The sequence below is a fragment of the Amycolatopsis granulosa genome, from assembly GCF_011758745.1.
Classification (GTDB): Bacteria; Actinomycetota; Actinomycetes; order Mycobacteriales; family Pseudonocardiaceae; genus Amycolatopsis_E; species Amycolatopsis_E granulosa.
In genome coordinates this window covers 349233-363159 of record NZ_JAANOV010000001.1, presented here as the reverse complement: position 1 = coordinate 363159, position 13927 = coordinate 349233, and the positions used below count along the sequence as shown (strand labels likewise).

Below are 13927 nucleotides of genomic sequence, written 5' to 3'. Positions count from 1 at the left end.
TGAGGGATCGTTCCAGAAAGTGTGAGGCCAGTCACAGGAGGCACGACGGACATGGTTCTCGGGCGAAACGAAGCGGACAACGTTCTCCAGGAACAGGGCAGGCAGCAGCGCAAGCAGGTGCGGCGCGCCGCCGTCGCCAGCGCCATCGGCACCACCATCGAGTGGTACGACTTCTTCCTCTACAACACGGCAGCGGCACTGATCTTCCCGCACCTGTTCTTCCCCGCCTCCTCCAGCTACGCGGGGGCGATGCAGTCGTTCGCCACCTACGCGGTCGGGTTCGCCGCCCGCCCGGTCGGCGCAGCGATCTTCGGTCACTGGGGCGACCGGATCGGCCGCAAGGCCACGCTCATCGTCACCCTGCTGATGATGGGGATCGCCTCCGGCCTGGTCGGCGTGCTGCCGGGCGCGGCGACCATCGGCATCGCGGCCCCGCTGCTCCTGGTGGCGCTGCGGCTGATCCAGGGCATCGCGATCGGTGGCGAGTGGAGCGGATCGGTGCTGCTCGCCATGGAATGGGGCAACCAGCGCAAACGCGGCCTGCTGGGCAGTTTCGCGCAGATCGGCGTGCCCGTCGGGCTCGTCCTCGGCACCGGCGGCATGACGCTGCTGTCCGCGGTGCTCTCCGACGCGTCGTTCAGCTCGTGGGGGTGGCGGATCCCGTTCCTGGCCAGCCTGGTGCTCGTCGCCGTCGGCCTGGTGATCCGGCTGCGCATCCTGGAGACCCCGATGTTCGCCAAGATCGTGGCGCAGCAGCGGACCTCGCAGAGCCCGGTGAGCGACGCGATCAAGCACCACTGGCGGGAGATCCTGCTCTCGGCCGGGCTGCGGTTCAGCGAGCAGATGCCGTTCTACCTCTACACCAGCTACGTCCTGGTGTACGTGGTGGCCCAGCACCACTACTCGAAGACGTTCGTGCTCAACGCCGTGCTGCTCGGCGCGGCACTGGAGCTGGCGCTGATCCTGTGGTTCTCCCAGTTGTCGGACCGGTTGGGGCGCAAACGGGTCTACCTCACCGGCGCCGTGCTGACCGGGGTGCTGGCATTCCCGTACTTCGCGATCCTCAAGAACGGCGGCATGGCCATCATCTTCATCGCGATCGTGGTGGCGATGATCCCGCACGCGATGCAGTACGGGCCGCAGGCGGCGCTGATCGGCGAGAGCTTCCCGACGCACCTGCGCTACGGCGGCGCCGGACTGGGCTACCAGCTGGCGTCGGTGTTCGCCGGCGGGCCGGCGCCGTTGCTGGCCACCTGGCTGCTGCACGTAACGGGCACGCCGTACTCGATCTCGGCGTACGTGGTGTTCTCGGCGGCGGTCACGATCGTCTGCGTGGCACTGCTCAAGGACCGCTCCCGCGCCGACATCAGCGACGACACCGTGTACCTCCGCGCCCGCTCAGTCGCGCGGTAGGCGGGAGGTCATCAGCAGCTGCGTGCACCGGAAGTGGGCGATCACCCGCCGCTGCGGGCCCGCCGTGACGGTCGCGTCCCACACCTGGGTGGTGCGGCCGTCATGGCGCAGGTCCGCGACGGCTTCGAGGTCCTCGCCGGGCCGGGCGGCCCCGACGAGGTGCGTGACGAGGTCGATGGTGGCGAAGGTGTCCCGGCCTGCGGGCAGGGACGCCAGGCAGCCGTACCCGCAGGCCGTGTCGGCGAGTGTGACCAGCGTGCCGGCGTGGATGCGGCCGGTCGGCGCGAGGTGCCGGGCACCGAGGGGCAGGCGGGCCCGGGCCGCGCCATGAGCGGCGTCGATCAGCTCGATCCCCAGGTGCGCGGGCAGGTGCGCGGTCATCGCGCCGCCCCGCGGGCGAGCCGGCGGTCGGCCGCGGCCGCCCAGACCGCGGTGGCCGCGGCGAGCACCGCCAGCGCGACGAGGATGTGCGCCAGGTCGGCGACGCGGGCGAGGAGGGCGATGAAGAACGGACTGAGGTACCCGGCGTAGGTGGCCGCCTGGAAGATCGCGATCGCGCGGCCGAGGTGCGCGGGTTCGGCGAGCCGCTGGACCTCGGTCAGCCCGCTGACCATCAGCGCGCCGTAGGCGGCACCGAGCACCAGCGCGCCGACGACGACCAGGGCGATGGACGAGGTGGCGACCGCGGCCGCCCCGATCAGCAGCCCGATCACCGCCAGCGCGAGGGACCCGGGGTTGAGCAGCCGGGACCGGTTGTGCAGCCGGCGGGCGACCGGCTGGACGAGGACGCCGGTCAGCGCGGGTAGCGGCGTCACCAGCCCGCTGAACAGCATGACGTGGTCACCCAGGAGGTCAGCGACGCTGCCGGGCAGCGTGGCCAGCGCGACCGCGGCCGTGAGGAACACCCAGGGCGCCACCGGCAGGACGAGCAGCACGAACCGGCGGTGCCGCCAGGCCGGTGCCACCGGCCGCGGCGTCGCCGCCACGGGACCCGTGGCCGGTCCCGAGGGTGCGCGCCACGCCAGGACCAGCGCGGTCGCCGCGAGAAGGACGTGCGGGACGTACACGAGCACCAGCGGTGCCGGGGCGTACTGCGCCAGCATCCCGGCGGCCAGCGGCCCGAGGCCGAAGCCGGCGGTCATCGCCACCGTGGCGCGGCGGGGCACCCGTCCGGCGGCGCCGGGCCGGCGCGCACTGAGCTCGCCGATCCAAGCGGTGCCGCAGCTGAACGCCGCGCCGCTGGCCACGCCGGCGATCAGCCGGCCCGCGTACAGCACCGTGGTGGTCCAGGCACCGGCCGCGAGCACGATGCCGGCGACCATCGACAGAGCCAGCGCCGCGAGCATCAGCTGGCGCCGGCCCCGCCGGTCCGACAGCGGCCCGCCGGCCAGCAGTCCCGGCACCAGCCCCACGGCGTAGAGCACGAACATGCCCTGCGCCTGGGCGGTGCTGACGCCGCGCTGCGTCTCGTAGAGCGACAGCAGTGGCGCGAACTGGTTGGCGCCCCAGCCCACGGTCGTCATCGCGAACGCGGCCACCAGCCACGCCCGGCCACCTAGCGGGGTGGCGCGTGGATCGGCCGCCGAGCGTGAGGTGATCGCGGTGTCGTTCGTCATGGGCTCGATCGTTTCCCAGCCCTCGCCCACACACGAGCGTCCGAAACGACATGTGTCCTACACTTTCGGACATGATCCGGGTGGGTGTCGCGGTCGTCGACGGAACCTCGCTGTTCGAGCTCGGCGCGCCGTGTTCGATCTTCGGTACACCACGGCCGGAGGTGCACGACCCGTGGTACGAGTTCGTCGTGTGCGCCGACTCCGGAGCCCACGTCGGCGACGGGTGGCTCCGGGTCGGCGGCTCCGGCACCGTCCCGCTGGAAGCCCTGGTGGAGCTCGACACCGTCATCGTCCCGCCACTGCACGACTCGTACGCCCCGCCGCCCCCGGCGCTGGTCTCGCTCCTGCGCGAAGCGCACCGCCGCGGGGCGCGGATCGCGTCCATCTGCACCGGGGCGTTCGCCCTCGCCGAGGCCGGCGTGCTCGACGGGCTACGCGCAACCACGCACTGGTTGCACGCGCAGCGCCTGGCGCGCGAGTACCCCGCCGTGGAGGTCGTGGCCGACGTGCTCTACGTGGACAACGGACAGACCCTCACCTCGGCGGGCAAGGCCGCGGGCCTGGACCTCTGCCTGCACCTGCTGCGCCGTGACCTCGGCTCCACCGTCGCCAACGCGGTCGCCCGGCGCCTCGTGGCACCCCCGCACCGGCAGGGCGGGCAAGCCCAGTACATCGAGACACCCGTCCCCGCCGCGGACGGGCACGGCCTGGGCGTGCTGCTCGACTGGGTGCGGGCGAACCTCGACCAGCCGATCACCGTCGCCACCCTCGCCGCACGCTTCCACGTCAGCCCCCGGCACCTGACCCGGCTGTTCCACGCGACCACAGGGATGACGCCGCTGCGGTGGCTGCACCTCGAGCGCATCCGCCAGGCCCAGCGCCTGCTCGAGGACACCGACACCCCGCTCGAGCACATCGCGGCGCGCGTCGGCATGGGCACGGCCGCCACCCTGCGCCGCCACTTCACCCGCACGATCGGCACCACGCCCAGTGCCTACCGGGAGGCGTTCCGGACGCCGTCCGCGATCGCTTCCGGGCAACCGGCGTAGGCAGCGCGCGCCCGGACGGCCACCGGCCGCGGTGCCTGGGCCGCGGCGACCGGGCCGCGGCGACCGGGCCGCGGCGACCGGGCCGCGGCGACCGGGCGCCGGACCGCAATCCGGCCCGGCGCCCGGGGAGCGGTTCGAGTCCCCCCGCCCGGAAAGCGCCTACTGCTGGGGCGGGGCGGGCGGCTGCTGCGGCGGGTACGGGGGCCGCGGCGGGGTGCCGTAGTGCTGGCCCGGGTTGCGGGTCGGCAGCTGGCCCTGTTGCCCGCCGGCCGTCGGGAACTGCGGATGCGGTGCGGTCGGCGGCGACAGCGCCGGCGGTTCGGGTTGCACGGGCGGTTCGGCCGCGGGTGCTTCCTGTGCCTCCTCGGTCACCGGGGTGCCGCGCAGCGCGCTGGACGCCTGCGGCGCCGGCGGTTGCGGCTGGTGCGCCAGCGGCCCCGGCACCTCCTGGCGAGCCACCGCCTCGGCCTCGCGCACCGCTTCGGCGATGCGCGGGTCGGTGGAGGTGTCGAACCAGCTGGCGACCTCGTCGTCGTCCAGGGTGGGCGGCTCGGCGCCGTCGGTCTGGGCCGGTTCGTACCGGAACACGCCGTCGTCGTCCTGCTTGGCGAAGGCGCGGGCGAACTGCTGCAGCGCGTTGCCGTAGTCGCTGGGCACCAGCCACACCTTGTTCGCGTCGCCCTGCGCCATCTGCGGCAGCGTCTGCAGGTACTGGTAGGCCAGCACCTCCGGGGTCGGCTTGCCGGCCTTGACCGCGGCGAACACCTTCTCGATCGCCTTGGCCTGGCCCTGCGCCTGCAGGTACCGGGCCGCGCGCTCACCCTGTGCCCGCAGGATCCGGGACTGCCGCTCCGCCTCGGCCGCCATGATGGTGGCCTGCTTGGCGCCCTCCGCCGCGAGGATCTGCGACTGCTTCTGCCCCTCGGCCGTCTTGATCTGCGCCTCCCGCTGACCCTCGGCGTTGAGGATCATCGCGCGCTTCTCCCGGTCGGCGCGCATCTGCTTTTCCATCGAGTCCTGGATCGACGGCGGCGGGTCGATCGCCTTCAGCTCCACCCGCGCCACCCGGATGCCCCACCGGCCGGTGGCGTCGTCGAGCACGCCGCGCAGCTGGTTGTTGATCTGGTCGCGGGAGGTCAGCGCCTGCTCCAGGGTCATGCCACCGACCACGTTGCGCAGCGTGGTGGTGGTCAGCTGCTCGACACCGACGATGTAGTTGGAGATTTCGTACACCGCGGCACGCGCGTCGGTGACCTGGAAGTAGACGACGGTGTCGATGGACACGGTCAGGTTGTCCTCGGTGATCACCGGCTGCGGCGGGAAGGACACGACCTGCTCGCGCAGATCGATCCGGGCCCGCACCCGGTCCAGGAACGGCACCAGGAAGTTCAGGCCGGGCGAGGCGACCGACTTGAACCTGCCCAGCCGCTCGATCACCGCGGCCTGAGCCTGCGGGACCACCATGATCGCCTTCGCGATCGTCACGATCACGAACAACGCGATGACCGCGACAACAATGATCGCTGCGGTTCCCAAGATCGCTCTCCCGATATGAGGGTTGTGGTTACGGCTCGGGCGCCACCACGGCCGTGGCGCCCGCTATCTCTACCACGGTCACGGTCGTGCCGGGTTCAATCCGCTGACCGTCGGCGATGGCCCGTGCGGACCACACGTCCCCGGCCAGCTTGACCCGCCCGGACTGGCCGTCCACAACGGACACGACCACGGCCCTGGCGCCGATCAGAGCCTCGGTGTTGGTGCGATGACCCGTCCCGGACAGGAACCGGCGCTTGAGCGCCGGGCGGGCCAGGAAGATCAACGCGCTGGACGCGACGGCGAAGACGACCGCGTCGACCACGACGTTGCCGGTGATCAACGCCGCGCCGGCCCCGACCAGAGCGCCGAAGCCGAGCATCAACAGGAAGAAATCCCCGGACAGCACCTCGGCGGCCATCAGGGCGATGGCGACGATCAGCCAGACGAGCGCCGGAGTCATGCACCCATCGTGGCAGAAAGTGACCGGTCGCGACCAGCGGACGGCCCGAAGAGACCTGGGTGTGACCTGGCGGATTCAGCCTTCCGGGTCGGTGACGAAGTCGATCAGCCGCTCGACCGCGCCGATCAGCGGCGTCTCCACGTCACGGAAGGTACGCACCGCGGCCAGCACCCGCTGCCACCCCTCGTAGGTCTCGCCCCAGCCCAGCGCCGCGCACACGCCGTCCTTCCACGGCCTGCCCCGCGGCACCGGGGGCCACTCGCGGATGCCGACCGCGGCCGGTTTCACCGCCTGCCACACGTCCACGTAGGGGTGGCCGGTGATCAGCACGTGCTCGTCGGAAATGGCGTCCACCAGCCGCGACTCCTTGCTGCCCGGCACCAGGTGGTCGACCAGGACACCCAGCCGCCTGCCGGGGCCGGTGCCGAACTCGTTGATCCGGTCGGCCAGCACGTCCACCCCGTCCAGGGGCTCCACGACCACACCCTCGACCCGCAGGTCGTGCCCCCACACGCGTTCGACCAGCTCGGCGTCGTGCTTGCCCTCGACCCAGATGCGCGAGTCGCGCGCGGTCCGCGCCCGCAGTCCGGCCACCTTGACCGAACCGGACGCCGAGCGCACCGAAGCCGGTGACGGCGGAGCGGCCTTCGGCCGCACCAGCGTCACCGGCTTGCCCTCGAGCAGGAACCCGGCGGGTTCCAGCGGGAACACGCGGTGCCTGCCGTGGCGGTCCTCCAGCACGACGGTTCCCTGTTCGATCCGGACCACCGCACCGCAGAAACCACTTCCCGGTTCCTCGACCACCAGCCCGCGCTCCGCCACGACCTCGGGGATCTGGCGTCGGCGCGGGCCGGCGAGGATGTCGTCATAGCTGTGGGAGCGCACGATCCGGGACGTTAGCGCCGGGTTCACCCGTTCGTCGTGCCGCCACGCCGGGGCGCAGCACCAGCGCGGCGACCACGAACGCGGCCGCGACCAGCCCGGTGCCCACCCAGAACGCGAGGTGGTAGCCCGCGGTGAGCGCTTGCTCGGGCCGCACCCCGGTCACCGACTGGGTCCGGGTGGCGGCGAGCACCGCCAGCACCGACAGGCCGAGCGCCCCGGCAACCTGCTGCGTGGTGTTGAACAGCCCGGACGCCAGGCCGGTGTCCTCGGGCCGCGCGTCGCGCATGCCCAGGCCCATCAGCGCGGGCATGGCCAGGCCGAACCCGGCACCCATCGCCAGCGTCGGGCCGAGCACGTCCGCCGCGAACCCGCCGTCCGCCGGCACGCGCGCCAGCCACGCCAGGCCGCCGCCGATGAGCACCAGACCGGTCAGCAGGACCCGGAAGTCGCCGAACCGGGTGGCGACCCGCGGCGACACGGCCAGCGACACCACCGCGATCATCACGGCGATCGGCACCATCGCCAGGCCGGTCGCCTGCGCGCTCAGGCCCAGCACCTGCCGCAGGTAGAGCACCACGAGGAACTGGAACCCGAACATCGACGACACCAGCAGCGCCATCGTCAGGTTGGCCCCGGACAGGCCGCGGGAGGTGAAGATCCGCAGCGGCAGCAGCGGGTCGCGGGCCCGGCCCTGCCGCAGGAGGAACGCCACCAGCAGCACCAGCGACACCGCGCCGAGGACGAGTGTGTGCGCGGAGGTCCAGCCGTGGGAGTCGACCCCGACGATCGTGTACACGCCGAGCATCAGCGCCGCGGTGACCAGCACCGCGCCCAGCCAGTCGGCACCGGCACCCAGGCCGAGGCCGCGATCGGCCTCCAGCACCCGCGGCGCCAGCAGCCCGGCGGCCACGCCGATGGGCAGGTTGATCAGGAAGATCCAGTGCCAGCTCAGCGCCTGGGTGAGCAGACCCCCGGTCATGCTGCCGATCGAGCCGCCGGCTGCCTGGACGAAGCTGAAGGTGCCCAGGGCCTTGGCGCGGGCCGCCGGTTCCGGGAACAGCCGGACGACCATGCCCAGCGCGACCGCGGTCGAGGCGGCCCCGCCGGCGCCCTGCAGGAACCGGGCCGCCATCAGCGTCTCCGGGTTCCACGCCAGCCCGGCGAGCAGGGAAGCCAGGGTGAACACGGCCATGCCGGTGAGGAAGACCCGGCGGCGGCCGGCCAGGTCACCGAGGCGCCCGGCGAGCAGCAGCAGCCCGCCGAACGGGATCAGGTAGGCGTTGACGACCCACGACAGGTTCGACTGGGTGAAGCCGAGATCGTCGCGGATCGCGGGCAGGGCGACGTTGACGATGGTCTGGTCGAGCACGATCATCAGCGTCTGCGCGGACAGCACGGCGAGCGCGAGCCACCGGGATCGTCCGGCCGGCTGATCGGTGGACATGGTGTTGACCTCCAAAGGAGCACGATTTGTAACTGGGTCCATCGTGTGAGCCCGAGACCGTGCCCGGAAGAAGGCAGTTCCCTGTGCCAGAGGCACATCCGTGTACCACTCCTGGTCCGGCGGGTGCCTGTGTGAGTCACCTCACGATCGCCATGGGAGACGATTGGTGACCGGGGGGCGCTCGTGGAACCATTGGGGGATGGTTGCCGACACCGTTTCCCCGATCACCGAGGCGTGCCCGATCGTGGAGGTCCTCGACCACGTCGCCGGCAAGTGGGCGATCGGGATCCTGGTCGCCGCCGCCCACGGCCCGGTCCGGTTCACCGAACTGGAGCGCGAGGTGGAGGGCATCAGCCGCCGCATGCTGACGCTGACGCTGCGCAAACTGGAACGCGACGGGCTGCTCGTGCGCACCGTGTACCCGACGGTGCCGCCGCGCGTGGAGTACACCCTGACCGACATGGCCCGCGAGCTGCAGCAGACGCTCGTCGGGCTGACGTCGTGGGCGGAGAAGTACCGGGGCGCCATCGCCACGGCCCGCCACGCGTATGACGCGCAGCAGGCCGCGGCGGCGGTGTAGAACGCTCAGATCACCCGGGCAGCGGCCTCGCCGGCGATGCGGAACTCGATGACCGTGGGCAGTTCCCGCAGGTCCAGCGCCTGCGCCAGCCGGGCCACCCCGTCGGTCACGATCCGCTCGCGCAGGGCCGGCAGGTCCGTGCCCGGCTCGGCCGTCGCCGTCACCAGCAGCGTCGGCCGGGACTGCGGTCCGGACAGGGTCGCGGTCACCGACCGGATCCCCGGGTAGTCCGAGACCTCGGATTCGAACGGCGCGACCGCCGCGTCCGGGGACAGTTTCGTCACGCCCTGCGCCCGATCCTCCTCCACGTGCCAGGTCCCGCTCTTCGGGCGGCGCAGCGCCTGTGCCGCGAGCCAGCGCAGGAACAGCAGCCCCAGCACCACGGCGGCGGCGACGACCACGTACAGCACCCAGGTCGGCGGCCGCTGGTCGCCGGGCACCAGCGGCGCCGCCCGGTCGAGCACCCGCAGCCAGCCCAGCGAAGTCGCCAGGGTGAACGCACCGGCGGCCAGCAGGACGAGACCGATCAGCGCGAGCAGCGTCCGGTTGAGCCGGGCGGGACGGTTCAGGCTGGTCATGCCGCGCTCCGCACGTGCACCTTCACCCGCGGGCGGTGGGCGGGGGCGATGCGGTCCAGCTGATCCTCGATCGCCCGCCGCACCTCCCCGGCCACCTCGCCGGTGGCCAGCCGCCCGCCACGCACCCGCGCGATGACGCTGCGGCGGCGCAACCGGAGCTTCACCGACTCCACCCCGTCGGCCTGCTCGGCCGCCGACCGCAGGCTGCCGGTCATGCTGCGGCGGCTGGCCCCGGCCTTCACCGGTGCCGCGTCCGGACTGCCTCCCCCCGTCAGGGGCAGTACGAGCGCGCGGCCCGGCAGGATCGCGGCCAGCAGCACCACCAGGCCTACCGCGGCCAGCACCCCGCCGGTGATCGCCACCGGCAGCGCGTCCCAGCGGGTCGCGTGCGCCCTGGCCGCGGCGGCGTCGTAGTCGAGTACCGGCCGCGCATGCAGCAGGAGCTGCACCGCGCTGATCGCCACCAGCACGCACAGGGCCAGGCCGACCAGGGCGACCAGCGTGGCGGCGAGGCTGCGCCGGGACCGGCGGATCATGCCAGGCTCCTCTCCCGCGACCGGTCGCTGTGCAACGCGGTCACCGTGATGTCCACGCGGTCCACGACCAGACCGGTCATCTCGCCGACCTCCCGCACCAGCCGTTCCCGGGCGGTCTGCGTCGTGCGGGAGACCGGATCCGGGTAGTCGACCGACAGCTCCACGGCCAGCCGGATCCGGCCGTCGCGCACCCGCGCGGTGACGTTGGCCGGCTGCTCCGGATTGTCCGCACCCAGCGGGACCCCGAGGATCCGGCGGGCCGCGCCACCCACACCGCCCAGCCCGCTGATCACCTGCTCCGCGATGCGCTGCACCGCCCGGTCGGCCACGATCGTGGTGCCGCGCCGCTCGGGCGCCTCGACGGTCACCGGCTCACCTCCGCTCCCGGTCGGTGAAGTGGGACAGGTCGAGCTTGCCGTCCAGCACCCGGCCCACCAGCAGGCCCAGGGCGCCGAGCACGGCGACGAGCAGGAACGCGCCGAACCCCCCGAAGGCGGCGGCCAGGCCCAGGACGAGACCGGTCAGCAGACCGGCGATCGTGGCATTCATCGCGCCTCCCGTGTCACTGGACCCGGGCCGGTGCGCCCTCGCCCTGCTCGTCGTCGTCGCTGGGCAGGTGGACGTCGTTGACGGTGATGTTGACCTCGACGACCTCCAGCCCCGTCATCTGCTCGATCGAGTTGATCACGTTGGCGCGCACCGCCTGCGCCAGGTCGGCGATGGACACGCCGTACTCGACCACGATCTGCAGGTCCACCGCGGACTGCTTCTCCCCGACCTCGACCGACACGCCCTGCCCGACGCTGCCGCTGGCGCCCGGGATGCGTTCGCGCAACGCGTTGAACGCGCGGGCCGCGCCGCCGCCCAGGTCGTACACGCCCGGGATCTCGCGCGCGGACAACCCGGCGATCTTCTGCACCACGGTGCTCGCGATCGTGGTCGTCCCCTGCTCGGTCACCAGCCTGCTGTCCGACGGTTTGCTCACCGCGGTGGCCTGTCCTTCGGTACCGGTGCTCATCTCGTTGTCCCCTTCCTGGTTCTTTCCTCTCGGGTCTTCACTCGTTCCGACACGGCCGCGCCGGAAACGTCACGGACCGAACGCGGATCCGTCCACATCGGTCACCACGAGCCGGATTCCGGCGTCCGAGTAAGGGCTTCCCACGAGCGCTTTCGCGACGGCGTCGCCGGCCAGCCGCAGCCGCGGCGGCAACGGCAGCGCGGTGGCGACCAGCCGGACCCGGACCACCTCGGCGGTCAGGTCGACCGCCAGCGTGGCGGGGTTGCGCGACGTCACCGGCCGCACCACGGGCGCGGCCGGGCGCAGACCCTCCACTTTGGACAACGCGGTGAGGATCGCGGCGATGTGTTCGGTCCGGGTGGTCATCGCGCCTCCGGCTCGACGTCGAGAACGGTCACCGACACCTGACCGGGCACCACCCCGGTGTCCCGGATCAGCGCGGCGCGCACCTCGTGCTGCACAGCCAGGGCGACGGCCGCGACCTGCGTGCCGGCGCGGGTCGCGATGCCCACGCAGACCTCGAACTCGTCCCCGGCGCGCCGCACGGTCACCCCGTCCGCGGGGGCCGGGGTGAGTCCCTTGACCTGCTGCCACCGGGCCCGCCCCCAGCCGCGCACCAGTCCGGCGACCCCCGGTTCCAGCCGGGCCACCCCCGGCACCGACCGCGCTGCGTGCGCGGCCACCGCCGCCACCACGGCGTCCTCGACGATCCATTCGACGTGCACCAGGTCCCCCCTCACCGGTGGTAGACGTCTTCGACGGTCAGATCCAGCCGCACCAGCCGGACCCCGATACCGGACGCGCACGCGGCGCTCACCCGCTCGCGCAACCGGTCCAGCACTTCATCCAGTTCGACGCGGTAGGCGGCGGCGACCGTCAGCTCGGCCTCGATCAGCGTCTGCCCGTCGGCGTCCACCCCGGTCGGGGTGACCCGGCAGCGCCGGCCGCGGATCCCGTCCATCCCGTCGGCGGCGAACCGCAGCACCGCCGCGACCGCGGCCGAACTCACCTCGAGCCGCCCGGCCTCGGCCGCGGGCAACGGCACCATGCGGCCGTACCGGCGGACGTCGTTGCGGACCGCGGCCATGATCTTCTCGGTCAGGTCCCGCGACGGCTCGGCCTCCTCCGCCGCGAGCTCGCGCGTCGCGTCGCGCAGCGCCAGCAGGCTGCCGCGCGCGGTGGAGCAGTGCGGGCAGGTCAGGTCGTGGTCGGTGGCGAACCCGGCTTCGACCGCGCCGAGCGTGTCCCACACCTCCTCCAGCGAGCGGCCGCAGGGCAGGTCGTGGGTGGTCTGGTCTAGCGCCATGGCTGCATCACCTCCGCCAGTTGCGCGCGGGCCCGCGCGATGCGCCCGCGGACCGCGTTGGGCGAGGTCGAGACCGCCTCCGCGATCTCGTCGTACGAGCGGCCGTGCACCTCACGCAGCAACCAGCACGCCCGCTGCTCCGGCGTCAGCCCGGTCAGGGCCGTGGTCAGGGCGGCCATCTGGGCGCTGACCTCCGCGGCGTGTTCCGGCCGCGCGTCGCCGCGCGGCGTCTCGGTGTCGTCCGGATCGACGTCGGTGACCGGCCGCCGGGCGCGGATGACGTTGAGGCAGCGGTTCGCGGTCGACCGGTAGAGCCAGCCCACGAACGCGGTGTCGGCGTGAAGCTGCTCCAACCGGCGCCACGCGGTCAGGAACACTTCCTGCACCACGTCCTCAGCGTCCCCCGCGCTGCCCAGCATCCGCAACGCCAGCCGGTAGATCGGGCCCTGGTAGCGCCGTACCAGCTGCTCGTAGGCACGCACGTCGCCGTCGCGGGCCCGGGCGACCAGGGTCTGATCGTCCAGGGCCGCGCCGACACCGGTCCCGGCCGTCACCACGTCCCGCCCATACAGAGCCTCCCCGACTTCCCACTCGCCTCTCTAGGCCAGACACCGGGCACGGCGAAAGCTCACGCCCCCGTTCGTCACGGGTTCGGGTGACGGCGACCACCGGATCGGTGCAGCGGGAAGCCGCGGTGGGGTCAGAACAGGGGCCAGGGAATGGCGCGCCAGTCATCCCCGGGCTCGGGGAACACGCCGGTCGCCACCAGCATCTCGGCGCGCTCGGCGATCGCGCTGATCTCCAGGCTGGTCAGGTGCGGCGCGAGCCGCTCGCCCAGCTCGCCCTTGATCATGCCGGGAAGCGCGCGCAGCTTCTCCAGGGTGTCGGCGGGCAGCGGGTCACCGACCCAGCCCCACAGCACGGTGCGCAGCTTCGGCTCGGCGTGCAGGCAGATGCCGTGGTCCACGCCGTACACCGCCCCGTCGGTGCCGGCCAGGATGTGCCCGCCCTTGCGGTCGGTGTTGTTCGCGACGATGTCCAGCACCGCCAGGTCCCGCATGCCCGGGTGGTCGGCGTGCGCCAGCACCGCGGGCTCGCCGAGCCGGTCGTGGGCGTGCAGCACGATCCGCCAGCCGTCGGGCACATCCTGAGGCGAGCGGACGTCGATCAGCTCCTCGTCGCCGGTCTCCACCCACAACTGGACCATGCCCTCGCCGAACGGGCCGTCACGCAGGACGGTCGGCGGCACCCGGCCCAGCCCGGACGCCTCCGACAGCAGGGCGGTGGCCACCTCCCGGCCGGCCAGCGTGCCGTCCGGGAAGTCCCACAACGGCCGTTCCCCGGACACCGGCTTGTAGACCGCCTGCGCCGACAGGCCGTCCAGCTCCACGGAGCAGAACAGCGTGACGTTGGAGGCGTCCACCAGCCGCCCTTCGACGGTCAGGCGACCGCGGGCGAGCAGCTCGGCGGCAGCGGGATCGGCCGGGCCGACCGGTGGGGCCACGA

General features: G+C 72.8%; 19 protein-coding genes. 3 read left to right on the top strand and 16 right to left on the bottom strand.

Translation table 11 applies throughout. The features are described from left to right. The first annotated feature begins 51 nt into the window (after positions 1–51). A complete protein-coding gene (locus FHX45_RS01705) occupies positions 52–1413 on the top strand; it encodes an MFS transporter (RefSeq protein WP_167096272.1) in 1362 nt (453 codons plus the stop codon). On the opposite strand, the gene FHX45_RS01700 is transcribed toward FHX45_RS01705, so the two are convergent. Continuing rightward, complete coding sequence (locus FHX45_RS01700; protein WP_167096271.1) at positions 1399–1794, bottom strand: PaaI family thioesterase; 396 nt, start codon at positions 1792–1794, stop codon at positions 1399–1401. The genes FHX45_RS01705 and FHX45_RS01700 overlap by 15 nt on opposite strands. Beyond that, on the bottom strand, positions 1791–3029 hold the full coding sequence (locus tag FHX45_RS01695; protein ID WP_167096270.1) for an MFS transporter: 1239 nt from the start codon (positions 3027–3029) through the stop codon (positions 1791–1793). Before FHX45_RS01695 ends, FHX45_RS01700 begins: the two co-directional genes overlap by 4 nt. A gap of 71 nt (positions 3030–3100) precedes the next feature. Here FHX45_RS01695 and FHX45_RS01690 point away from each other — a divergent pair, with 71 nt between their 5' ends. Further along, positions 3101–4078 carry a helix-turn-helix domain-containing protein gene (locus tag FHX45_RS01690; protein WP_167096269.1) on the top strand — a complete coding sequence of 326 codons (978 nt, stop codon included), beginning with the start codon at positions 3101–3103 and terminating at the stop codon, positions 4076–4078. 159 nt (positions 4079–4237) lie between these two features. Here FHX45_RS01690 and FHX45_RS01685 read toward each other — a convergent pair whose 3' ends face one another. From FHX45_RS01685 to FHX45_RS01670, 4 genes are all read right to left on the bottom strand, one after another. Continuing rightward, positions 4238–5614, bottom strand: coding sequence for an SPFH domain-containing protein (locus FHX45_RS01685; protein WP_167096268.1), 1377 nt, complete (start codon positions 5612–5614; stop codon positions 4238–4240). A gap of 28 nt (positions 5615–5642) precedes the next feature. Next, positions 5643–6074, bottom strand: coding sequence for an NfeD family protein (locus FHX45_RS01680; protein ID WP_167096267.1), 432 nt, complete (start codon positions 6072–6074; stop codon positions 5643–5645). Positions 6075–6149: 75 nt separating this feature from the next. Then, positions 6150–6959, bottom strand: a complete 810-nt coding sequence (locus FHX45_RS01675; protein ID WP_167096266.1) for a DUF3097 family protein — start codon at positions 6957–6959, stop codon at positions 6150–6152. Next, a complete protein-coding gene (locus tag FHX45_RS01670; protein ID WP_167096265.1) occupies positions 6940–8403 on the bottom strand; it encodes a DHA2 family efflux MFS transporter permease subunit in 1464 nt (487 codons plus the stop codon). Before FHX45_RS01670 ends, FHX45_RS01675 begins: the two co-directional genes overlap by 20 nt. A 199-nt stretch (positions 8404–8602) precedes the next feature. Between FHX45_RS01670 and FHX45_RS01665 the strand changes: the two genes are divergently transcribed. Next, complete coding sequence (locus FHX45_RS01665) at positions 8603–8983, top strand: winged helix-turn-helix transcriptional regulator (protein WP_167096264.1); 381 nt, start codon at positions 8603–8605, stop codon at positions 8981–8983. A 5-nt stretch (positions 8984–8988) separates the two neighbouring features. On the opposite strand, the gene FHX45_RS01660 is transcribed toward FHX45_RS01665, so the two are convergent. The 10 genes from FHX45_RS01660 to FHX45_RS01615 form a co-directional block, all read right to left on the bottom strand. Beyond that, complete coding sequence (locus FHX45_RS01660; protein WP_167096263.1) at positions 8989–9561, bottom strand: alkaline shock response membrane anchor protein AmaP; 573 nt, start codon at positions 9559–9561, stop codon at positions 8989–8991. After that, positions 9558–10097 (bottom strand): DUF6286 domain-containing protein, encoded by a 540-nt coding sequence (locus tag FHX45_RS01655; RefSeq protein WP_167096262.1) that lies wholly within the window; start codon positions 10095–10097, stop codon positions 9558–9560. Before FHX45_RS01655 ends, FHX45_RS01660 begins: the two co-directional genes overlap by 4 nt. Continuing rightward, positions 10094–10465, bottom strand: a complete 372-nt coding sequence (locus tag FHX45_RS01650) for an Asp23/Gls24 family envelope stress response protein (RefSeq protein ID WP_167096261.1) — start codon at positions 10463–10465, stop codon at positions 10094–10096. Before FHX45_RS01650 ends, FHX45_RS01655 begins: the two co-directional genes overlap by 4 nt. Positions 10466–10469: 4 nt before the next feature. Further along, on the bottom strand, positions 10470–10646 hold the full coding sequence (locus FHX45_RS01645) for a hypothetical protein (RefSeq protein ID WP_167096260.1): 177 nt from the start codon (positions 10644–10646) through the stop codon (positions 10470–10472). Positions 10647–10659: 13 nt separating this feature from the next. Beyond that, positions 10660–11115 carry an Asp23/Gls24 family envelope stress response protein gene (locus FHX45_RS01640; RefSeq protein WP_167096259.1) on the bottom strand — a complete coding sequence of 152 codons (456 nt, stop codon included), beginning with the start codon at positions 11113–11115 and terminating at the stop codon, positions 10660–10662. A gap of 69 nt (positions 11116–11184) precedes the next feature. Then, positions 11185–11481: a hypothetical protein gene (locus tag FHX45_RS01635; RefSeq protein ID WP_167096258.1), complete on the bottom strand. Its 297-nt coding sequence runs from the start codon at positions 11479–11481 to the stop codon at positions 11185–11187. Beyond that, positions 11478–11840, bottom strand: coding sequence for an Asp23/Gls24 family envelope stress response protein (locus FHX45_RS01630; protein WP_167096257.1), 363 nt, complete (start codon positions 11838–11840; stop codon positions 11478–11480). Before FHX45_RS01630 ends, FHX45_RS01635 begins: the two co-directional genes overlap by 4 nt. An 11-nt stretch (positions 11841–11851) precedes the next feature. Next, a complete protein-coding gene (locus FHX45_RS01625) occupies positions 11852–12421 on the bottom strand; it encodes an Asp23/Gls24 family envelope stress response protein (RefSeq protein WP_167096256.1) in 570 nt (189 codons plus the stop codon). Beyond that, a complete protein-coding gene (locus tag FHX45_RS01620; RefSeq protein WP_167108206.1) occupies positions 12412–12975 on the bottom strand; it encodes a sigma-70 family RNA polymerase sigma factor in 564 nt (187 codons plus the stop codon). The genes FHX45_RS01625 and FHX45_RS01620 overlap by 10 nt, the downstream gene beginning before the upstream one ends. A 146-nt stretch (positions 12976–13121) precedes the next feature. Next, positions 13122–13925, bottom strand: coding sequence for an SCO1664 family protein (locus FHX45_RS01615; protein ID WP_424923784.1), 804 nt, complete (start codon positions 13923–13925; stop codon positions 13122–13124). Between the last annotated feature and the right edge of the window lie 2 nt (positions 13926–13927).

Bases quoted from the DNA above. Each gene is read 5' to 3' on its own strand.
- FHX45_RS01660 (WP_167096263.1), bottom strand. From the start codon at position 9,561: ATGACCAGCCTGAACCGTCCCGCCCGGCTCAACCGGACGCTGCTCGCG.
- FHX45_RS01665 (WP_167096264.1), top strand. From the start codon at position 8,603: ATGGTTGCCGACACCGTTTCCCCGATCACCGAGGCGTGCCCGATCGTG.
- FHX45_RS01625 (WP_167096256.1), bottom strand. From the start codon at position 12,421: ATGGCGCTAGACCAGACCACCCACGACCTGCCCTGCGGCCGCTCGCTG.
- FHX45_RS01640 (WP_167096259.1), bottom strand. From the start codon at position 11,115: ATGAGCACCGGTACCGAAGGACAGGCCACCGCGGTGAGCAAACCGTCG.
- FHX45_RS01690 (WP_167096269.1), top strand. From the start codon at position 3,101: ATGATCCGGGTGGGTGTCGCGGTCGTCGACGGAACCTCGCTGTTCGAG.
- FHX45_RS01670 (WP_167096265.1), bottom strand. From the start codon at position 8,403: ATGTCCACCGATCAGCCGGCCGGACGATCCCGGTGGCTCGCGCTCGCC.
- FHX45_RS01700 (WP_167096271.1), bottom strand. From the start codon at position 1,794: ATGACCGCGCACCTGCCCGCGCACCTGGGGATCGAGCTGATCGACGCC.
- FHX45_RS01680 (WP_167096267.1), bottom strand. From the start codon at position 6,074: ATGACTCCGGCGCTCGTCTGGCTGATCGTCGCCATCGCCCTGATGGCC.
- FHX45_RS01705 (WP_167096272.1), top strand. From the start codon at position 52: ATGGTTCTCGGGCGAAACGAAGCGGACAACGTTCTCCAGGAACAGGGC.
- FHX45_RS01635 (WP_167096258.1), bottom strand. From the start codon at position 11,481: ATGACCACCCGGACCGAACACATCGCCGCGATCCTCACCGCGTTGTCC.
- FHX45_RS01645 (WP_167096260.1), bottom strand. From the start codon at position 10,646: ATGAATGCCACGATCGCCGGTCTGCTGACCGGTCTCGTCCTGGGCCTG.
- FHX45_RS01655 (WP_167096262.1), bottom strand. From the start codon at position 10,097: ATGATCCGCCGGTCCCGGCGCAGCCTCGCCGCCACGCTGGTCGCCCTG.
- FHX45_RS01695 (WP_167096270.1), bottom strand. From the start codon at position 3,029: ATGACGAACGACACCGCGATCACCTCACGCTCGGCGGCCGATCCACGC.